The sequence below is a fragment of the uncultured Meiothermus sp. genome, from assembly GCF_937863175.1.
GTDB lineage: Bacteria > Deinococcota > Deinococci > Deinococcales > Thermaceae > Meiothermus.
Window position 1 is genome coordinate 1 of the sequence record NZ_CALMCQ010000460.1, and the last position, 2,821, is coordinate 2,821.

Annotated in this window: 2 protein-coding genes and 1 pseudogene; 2 read left to right on the plus strand and 1 reads right to left on the minus strand. The window is 59.9% G+C overall.

Annotation, left to right across the window (positions count from 1 at the left end; translation table 11 throughout):
• Positions 1-287, plus strand: a pseudogene (locus tag Q0288_RS17135) (hypothetical protein); the annotation flags it as partial.
• 73 nt (positions 288-360) lie between these two features.
• Here Q0288_RS17135 and Q0288_RS17140 read toward each other — a convergent pair.
• Positions 361-840 (minus strand): DinB family protein, encoded by a 480-nt coding sequence (locus Q0288_RS17140; protein ID WP_299433342.1) that lies wholly within the window; start codon positions 838-840, stop codon positions 361-363.
• A 97-nt stretch (positions 841-937) separates the two neighbouring features.
• Here Q0288_RS17140 and uvrA point away from each other — a divergent pair.
• Positions 938-2,821, plus strand: a 1,884-nt coding sequence (gene uvrA, locus Q0288_RS17145; protein ID WP_299433345.1) for an excinuclease ABC subunit UvrA, incomplete at its 3' end; no start/stop codon positions are given.

Sequence of the window (2,821 nt, forward strand, 5' to 3'; positions counted from 1 at the left end):
ACATTCGCCAGTCAGATCGTTTCTACTTCTACTCCTGGAGCCAGGATCCGCCCATCCCGACTGGTGAAATTGTCGCCAGCAGCGCCAATATGCACCTGATTCCGGGCAGTGCCAGCATCGAGGGACGGCTGAAGCGCCTCAAGCCCGGCAACATTGTCCGCATCCAGGGTTTTCTGGTCAATGTGCGTGGAACCCAGGGGTTTACCTGGAATACCTCTACACTGCGCTACGACACCGGGAACGGGGCCTGCGAGATTGTCTGGGTGGCTGACCTCATGGTGAAGTAGAAAAACCGTTGATGGCTCATAGCCGATAGCCAGAGGGCAACAGCTATGAGACGAAGTAAGTTTTTCTCCTCAACTACATGCCCTTGAACCAGCGCTCCCAGATTCCAAAGCGCAGTTCTTCTGGAATCCCCACCCCCGACTGCTTGAGGGCCAGCATGATCTGCCCCCGGTGGTGCGACTCGTGGGTGATCAAATAGCCCATCAGCAACAGACCCAACCGTCTGGGGTTTTTGATGCGGGGGTCTTGACTCAAAGTTGCTGCCAGGACGGCTTCGACGGCATCGGCAGAGGAGGCCAGTGCAGCTTGCAGTTCGGCGCGGCTGGACGAAGCCCCTTTCTCAAACCTCGGCACGCCCTCCTGAAAGGCCCTGGGCAGGTGGCTCATCCTAACCTCGTGTATGTGCACGAACACTCGCGCCACATCGCGCCCGGTGGAGGGCTTGCCACTCTTGAGCAGCGGAACCGAGGAGAAACCCTCGTCCGGGATGCGTCCCAGCAACATCTGGTGGATGGTCTCGTGGGTTCGCCAGGCTTCCAAAATATCTTCCTTCATAGTCACTCCCTCCCCCAACTAAATCCATCATCATACACCCTATCCGCCCCTTGTGTATGTTATGTACATAATCCGCAACGGGTGTTATACTCCTCGGATGGACAGGATAATCGTCCGTGGAGCCAAGGAACACAACCTGAAGAACATCACTGTTGAACTGCCTCGTGGGCAGTTCATTGTCATTACAGGGGTCTCGGGATCGGGAAAGTCCACCCTGGCTTTCGACACCATTTATGCCGAGGGGCAGCGGCGGTATGTGGAGTCGCTCTCGTCGTATGCTCGACAGTTCCTGGGGGTAATGGAAAAGCCTGATGTAGAGAGCATCGAGGGGCTTTCCCCGGCCATCTCGATAGATCAGAAAACCACCTCGCACAACCCGCGCTCTACCGTAGGCACCGTCACCGAAGTTCACGACTACCTGCGCCTGCTGTTTGCCCGCGTCGGCACCGCCTACTGCCCCCACTGTGGGCGGCCCATCGAGCGGCAGTCGGCCTCCGAGATCACCGACCGGCTATTCAAACAATCTCCGGATACCAAGGCCATCCTGATGGCCCCGGTGGTGCGGGGGCGCAAGGGAGAGTATCGCAAGGAGTTCCAGCAGTTGCAGAAAGAGGGCTATGCCCGGGTACGGGTGGACGGGGTGATCTACACCATTGAAGAAGCCCTGGGCCTCAAGCTCGAGAAATACGAGAAACACGACATTGACCTGGTGGTAGACCGGGTGGTTTTGAAACTGGAGGAGCGTACCCGCATCGCCGAGTCGGTGGAGCTGGCGCTGTTGCGCGGTGAGGGGTTGATGCGGGTTCTGTACCCCGACTCGGGCCTCGAGGAACTCTACTCCGAAAAGTTTGCCTGCCCCGAGCATGGCAGCGTGCTGGAAGAGTTGGAGCCGCGTATCTTCTCCTTCAACGCACCCTATGGGGCCTGCCCGGACTGCTCGGGCCTGGGCTACAACCAGGTCTTCGACCCCGATCTGATCGTAAATCCCGAACTCTCGCTGGCCGAGGGGGCCATTATCCCCTGGTCGAAGGGCCGCGACAACGGCAAGGGCTATTTGTGGGATCGGTTACGCGCTCTGTCAGAGCACCTGGGCTTCGATATGAAGACCCCCTTCAGGCAGCTCGCGTCGGAGGCCCAGCACGCCGTATTGCACGGTCTGCCCGAACCTTTCGAGGTGGTCTTCCGGCGCAACGGACGCGAGACCATGCGCTTTATGGTCAGTTACGAAGGGGTGGTGCCCTGGCTCGAGAGCCGCTACCACGAGACCGAGTCCGAAGGGTTGCGCGAAGCCCTGGAAGCCTACATGACCCTCAAGGCCTGCCCGGCCTGTGGCGGTACCCGCTACAAGCGCGAAGTACTCTCGGTGCGGGTGGGACAGTTTAACATCGCCGAGGTTTCCAACCTCCCGGTGCGCGAGGCCAAGCTGTTCTTCCAGGCCGTTTCTCAGAACAAAATCGTGGAGGTGGGGGAGCAGCTCGAGCCCTTCCGCATCCACCTCGACAACCTGGCCGAACCTGCCGAGAAACGAAATCTGGGCGAGTTCCAGGTGCAGGTAGCAGCCCCCATCTGGCGCGAAATATACAGCCGGTTGGGTTTTTTAGAAGATGTGGGTCTGGACTACCTGACCCTCGACCGGGCCGCCAACACCCTCTCGGGTGGCGAGGCCCAGCGCATCCGTCTGGCCACCCAGGTAGGCTCGGGCCTGACGGGGGTACTCTACGTGCTGGACGAACCTTCCATCGGCTTGCACCCCCGCGACAATCAGCGCCTGCTGGGCACCCTCAAAAAACTGCGCGACCTGGGCAACACCCTGCTGGTAGTCGAGCACGACGAGGAGACCATGCGCGAAGCCGACTGGATTGTAGACATGGGGCCAGGCGCCGGGGTGCATGGCGGGGAGGTGGTAGCCGAAGGCATCCTTGACCAGATCATCGCCCACCCCAAAAGCCTGACCGGGGCCTATCTCAGGGGCACCAGGAAA

Coding starts and splice junctions, on each gene's coding strand:
- Q0288_RS17140 (WP_299433342.1), bottom strand. CDS start 840: ATGAAGGAAGATATTTTGGAAGCCTGGCGAACCCACGAGACCATCCAC.